This window comes from Thiohalocapsa sp. (genome assembly GCF_019695415.1).
Lineage (GTDB): Bacteria > Pseudomonadota > Gammaproteobacteria > Chromatiales > Chromatiaceae > Thiohalocapsa.
Window position 1 is genome coordinate 1 of record NZ_JAIFKJ010000108.1, and the last position, 4,543, is coordinate 4,543.

Genomic DNA, 4,543 nt, shown 5'->3' on the forward strand with positions numbered 1-4,543 from the left:
TCCAGTCGCTCCCCCCGCTGGCACTGGTGTGCGATGCCCACCAGGAGGGGCCGGCGCCAGGGCCGGCGGCGGCGTAGGGGCGCCAGGCTGCGGTCGTAGAAGCCGGCACCCATGCCGATGCGGTTGCATTGGGCATCGAAGCCCACCAGCGGCAGGAGTATCAAGTCCAGGGCATGCAACGGCTGGATCTGCCGACGTCGGCGCACGGGCTCTGGGATGCCGAAGCGATTGGGCGTCAGGGGCTCGCCGGGGCGATGCCGCACGAGCCAGAGCCGCCCCGCCGCATGGCCGCGCAGCACCGGCAGATACCAGCGCCGACCGCGACGCGGCATGCGCTCCAGGAGGAGCTGCCGGATGTCCGGCTCCCCGTCGGCGGCGACATAGAGGGCGATGCGCTTGGCCCCGCGCAGCACATGAGCGCGCAGCAAGTGCGCAACAATAGCGCGGGCATGGGCCTGCTGCTCTTGCGGATCGAGACTGCGGCGGGCAGCACGCAGGCGACGGCGCAAGCTAAGCGGGCTGTCGACGGTGTCGGTCAAGGGAGTGAGGGACATCCCCCACCTGTAGCGATGCAGCCCTCGTTCTTGAACCAGGCGGTTCAAGGGGGGACGCAGAACGGCGGCTCAAGGCTTTCCGCTCACGGCGGACTTGCACACCGGCCTCCGCGGCGCGTCCCCGGGGTACGGATTAGGCTCAAGAAAATACCCGGGCCGCTGTCGGATACCGCAGGGGATGTCTTGCAAAACAGGCTATACGGAATCGCCGGACTCGTCCACCCCGGTCGTCGCGCCGCCCGTCCCCGTCACCGTGTCGATGCGGTCCTGCAGGCGCGCCAGGCGCTCGTTGTCGAGCGCAGCGGCGGTGTTGCGCTGCATCAGCGCGTAGATCACGTTCAGTGCGGCCATGACGGCAATCCGGTCAGCGCCGATGACCCGCCCGTTCTGGCGCACCTCGCGCATGCGCTTATCGAGAAGCCGCGCGGACTCCATCAAGCCCTGCTCCTCGCCGGGTGCACAGGCGATCCGGTAGTCCTTGTCCAGGATCTGCACGGTGACCGGAATGGATTCGTCGCTCATAGTTGCTCCTCCATCGACTTCAGCCGTGCGACCATCGCTTCCACCTTACTGCGCGCAAGCTCGGTCTTTTCGATCAGATCGGCGCGCTCCGCCACGAGATGCTCCTGACTGGCCCGCAGGGAAGCGTTCTCTTCGCGCAGCCGCTCGATCTGGCGGAGCAAATCGTCCACCTGTCGCTCTAACCGATCGAGATCGAATGCTCGCATGAGGCTCGTCCGCCGCCACCAACCGTTAACTCGCTTGCGCGGCACTATAAGAGCCGGGTGCAAGCCGGTCAATTGACACGGCCGCACCAGCCCACCAGGCTGCGTGGCTCGCTGACAGCCCCGCGTAACCGTCATAATGGCAGAGACCTCGCAGAGCACCCCAGTAGCGATGACACCAGACCCCGACCAGACCACCGCGCCCGCCACCGTCGCTCCGGACCACGACGAGCTGGAGCGCCTGCTGGCGCCGAGCAGCCTGTCCTGCTCCGCCGCCGAAGCCCATGGCATCTACTGCGGCCTGCTCGCGAGCGGCGCCGAGCAGCCCCGCCAACGCTGGCTAGCAGAGCTGATGCCGACCGGCCAAGAGCCGGCGCAGGATGCCGACGCCGGTGCCCGCCGTGCGGCGCTCGATGCGCTTGCCACCGCCACGGACGCCGCACTAGCGGACACCGAGCAGGCCTTCCACCCGCTGCTCCCGGCAGATGCCCGACCCTTGCGGGAGCGCGCCACCGCGGTGCACGGCTGGACCCGCGGGCTGCTCTACGGCCTCGGCATCGCCAATCTCGATCAGGCGCGGCTGGCGCCGGAGACCCGGGAGGTGTTCGACGACCTCATGGAGCTGACCCGCATGGACCTCGACGATCTGGACGACAGCGCCGAGAACGAGGCAGCACTGACGGAGGTGCTCGAATTCCTCCGGGTGGCGGCACTCCTGCTGCGCGAGCAGGACACCCCGGCCCGCGGCGCCTGAGGCAGTCGATGATGCCTGCGAGCACCGCCAAAGAGCTCAAGCGCCGCCGCCGCGACCTGCTCCGGGCCATCGGCCCCGACGGGGTGCTGATCGTGCCCGCCGCGCAGGAGGTGGCGCGCAACCGCGACGTGCACTATCCCTTCCGCCAGAGCAGCGACTTCGCCTGGCTCACCGGCTTCCCGGAGCCGGACGCGGTGGCCGTGCTGGCGCCCAAGCACGAGGATGGCGAATTCGTGCTCTTCTGCCGCCCGCGCGACCCTGAGCGGGAGGTCTGGGACGGCTACAGGTTCGGCACTGAGGGCGCAACGGAGCAGTTCGGCGCCGACGCCGCACACCCGCTGGCGGAGCTGGACGAGAAGCTGCCGGAGCTGCTCGCCGACCGCAAGCGTATCCACTACCCGCTGGGCGTCGACGCAGACTTGGATCTCAAGGTGATGGGCTGGCTGCGGGCTGTGCGCGCCCAGGCCCGCAAGGGGGTCAGCGCCCCAACGGCACTGCTCACCTCCGATGAGCTACTGCACGAGCGACGGCTCATCAAGAGCAAGCGCGAGCGCGCCACCATGCGCCGGGCCGCGGGCATCTCCGCCGCCGCGCACCGTCGGCTCCTGCAGACCTGCCGGCCGGGGCCCAGCGAGCAGCAGCTGGAGGCTACGTTTCTGCACGCCTGCGCCGAGCAGGGGGCGCGCTTCCAGGCGTATCCACCCATCGTCGGCGGCGGCAGCAACGCCTGTGTGCTTCATTACGTCGAGAACGCAGACACGCTGCGTGACGGCGACCTGGTGCTGGTGGACGCCGGCTGCGAGCTGGACGGCTATGCCTCGGACATCACCCGCACCTTTCCGGTGAGTGGGCGCTTCAGCGGCCCGCAGCGCACCCTCTACGAGCTGGTGCTCGCCGCCCAGCAGGCGGCCATTGCTGCCGTGAAGCCGGGCAAGCGCTGGGACGCCCCGCACCGGGCGGCGCTCAAGGTGCTGACCCGCGGGCTCGTGGACCTGGGCTTCATCGAGGGCACCCGCAAGGACCTGCCCCAGCTCATCAAGGATGAAAAGTACAAGCCCTTCTACATGCACCGCACCGGCCACTGGCTCGGCATGGATGTGCACGACGTCGGCAGTTACAAGGTAGACGGCAAGTGGCGCACTCTGGAACCAGGCATGGTCCTGACCGTGGAGCCGGGGCTCTACGTGGCGCCGGACGCGCAGGCGCCGGCGCAGTTCCGCGGCATCGGTATCCTCATCGAAGACGACGTGCTGGTGACCGAAGACGGGCACGAGGTGCTCTCCCGCGACGTCCCCAAGGACCCGGACGCCATCGAGCGCCTGATGGCTGGGGGCGGCGCGTCCGCCACGCACCTACCCCAGCATTCCCAGCAGGAGCAGTGAGCATGCAGGACTACGATCTGGTGATCGTCGGCGGCGGCCTCGTCGGCGGCAGCCTCGCTTGTGCACTGGGCGGCAGCGGGCTGCGGGTGGCCGTGGTGGAGGCCACCACACCGCAAGCGCCCGGCAGCGCCGGCAAGCCGCCGCCGGCACAGTACGACGAGCGTGTCATCGCCCTGTCGCTGAGCAGCCAGCGGATCTTCGCCGGGCTCGGCATCTGGCCGGCCCTGGCCGGCGCCGCCGAGCCCATCCGTCGCGTGCATGTGTCCGACCGCGGGCATTTCGGCTTCGCGCACCTGGACGCAGCGGATGAGGGCGTGCCGGCACTCGGCTATGTGGCACCGGCGCGGGCCATCGGCGCGGCCATCGAGGGCGCCCTGGCACAGGCCGACGGCGTGGACCTGCTGCGCCCGGCCCGTCTCGGCGGGCTGCGCGTGGAGCAGCACCACGTGGATCTGGAGGTTGCCGTTGACGGCGTCTCCCGGCTGTTACGCACCCACCTGCTGGTGGCGGCGGACGGCGGCGACTCGGCCGTGCGCAAGCGGCTCAAGCTCGGCGTGCGCGAGCACAGCTATGGCTACGACGCCATCATCTCCACGGTCACGCCGCTGCAGCCGCAGACGGGCGTCGCCTACGAGCGCTTCACGGATTCCGGCCCGCTCGCGCTGCTGCCGATGACCGGCGGGCGCTGGTCCGTGGTCTGGACCGCGCGGGAGCGCGACACACCGGCCATCCTCGGGCTCGAGGATGATGCCTTCATCGAGGCATTGCAGCAGCGCTTCGGCCGCCGGCTCGGGGCGTTCACCAAGCCCGGACGCCGCATTGCGTATCCGCTGCGGTTGGTGCTGGCCAAGCAGATCACCCGTCCGCGGGTGGCGCTGGTCGGCAACGCCGCGCACACACTGCATCCGGTGGCGGGCCAGGGGTTCAACCTCGGGCTGCGGGACGTCGCCGAGCTTGCCGATCTTCTGGTAACGGCCCAGGTCACCGGCCGCGACCCGGGCGCGCCCGCGGTGCTCGACGCGTACCGCAAGCGGCGCGGCCCGGATCAGCGTAACGTCGAGTTGGTCACGGACACGCTGGCCCGCCTGTTCGGGAACCCCTTCCCGCCGGTGCGTGCCCGCGCGGAGG

At 70.1% G+C, this 4,543-nt stretch carries 6 protein-coding genes and 1 other RNA gene; 3 read left to right on the forward strand and 4 right to left on the reverse strand.

Annotated features, from left to right (window positions below; translation table 11 throughout):
- From I6U14_RS02365 to I6U14_RS02380, 4 genes are all read right to left on the reverse strand, one after another.
- Window positions 1-554 (reverse strand): 5-formyltetrahydrofolate cyclo-ligase (locus I6U14_RS02365; protein WP_296896585.1); only part of this gene is annotated, 554 nt, incomplete at its 3' end.
- Window positions 551-735, reverse strand: a non-coding RNA gene (gene ssrS, locus I6U14_RS02370) — 6S RNA. The genes ssrS and I6U14_RS02365, both read right to left, overlap by 4 nt.
- A gap of 14 nt (window positions 736-749) precedes the next feature.
- A complete protein-coding gene (locus I6U14_RS02375; RefSeq protein ID WP_296896587.1) occupies window positions 750-1,076 on the reverse strand; it encodes a cell division protein ZapA in 327 nt (108 codons plus the stop codon).
- A complete protein-coding gene (locus I6U14_RS02380; RefSeq protein ID WP_296896589.1) occupies window positions 1,073-1,282 on the reverse strand; it encodes a TIGR02449 family protein in 210 nt (69 codons plus the stop codon). Before I6U14_RS02380 ends, I6U14_RS02375 begins: the two co-directional genes overlap by 4 nt.
- Window positions 1,283-1,451: 169 nt before the next feature.
- Between I6U14_RS02380 and I6U14_RS02385 the strand changes: the two genes are divergently transcribed.
- The 3 genes from I6U14_RS02385 to ubiH form a co-directional block, all read left to right on the forward strand.
- Entirely contained in the window at window positions 1,452-2,033 is a 582-nt protein-coding gene (locus I6U14_RS02385) for a YecA family protein (RefSeq protein WP_296896592.1), read from the forward strand.
- Between the two features lie 8 nt (window positions 2,034-2,041).
- Window positions 2,042-3,415 carry a Xaa-Pro aminopeptidase gene (gene pepP, locus I6U14_RS02390; protein ID WP_296896594.1) on the forward strand — a complete coding sequence of 458 codons (1,374 nt, stop codon included), beginning with the start codon at window positions 2,042-2,044 and terminating at the stop codon, window positions 3,413-3,415.
- 2 nt (window positions 3,416-3,417) lie between these two features.
- A partial coding sequence (gene ubiH / locus I6U14_RS02395; RefSeq protein ID WP_296896596.1) for a 2-octaprenyl-6-methoxyphenyl hydroxylase occupies window positions 3,418-4,543 on the forward strand: 1,126 nt, incomplete at its 3' end.

What these genes read in the sequence shown, in the direction of transcription:
- I6U14_RS02375 (WP_296896587.1), bottom strand. Translation starts at nt 1,076, where the DNA reads ATGAGCGACGAATCCATTCCGGTCACCGTGCAGATCCTGGACAAGGAC.
- I6U14_RS02380 (WP_296896589.1), bottom strand. Translation starts at nt 1,282, where the DNA reads ATGCGAGCATTCGATCTCGATCGGTTAGAGCGACAGGTGGACGATTTG.
- I6U14_RS02385 (WP_296896592.1), top strand. Translation starts at nt 1,452, where the DNA reads ATGACACCAGACCCCGACCAGACCACCGCGCCCGCCACCGTCGCTCCG.
- pepP (WP_296896594.1), top strand. Translation starts at nt 2,042, where the DNA reads ATGATGCCTGCGAGCACCGCCAAAGAGCTCAAGCGCCGCCGCCGCGAC.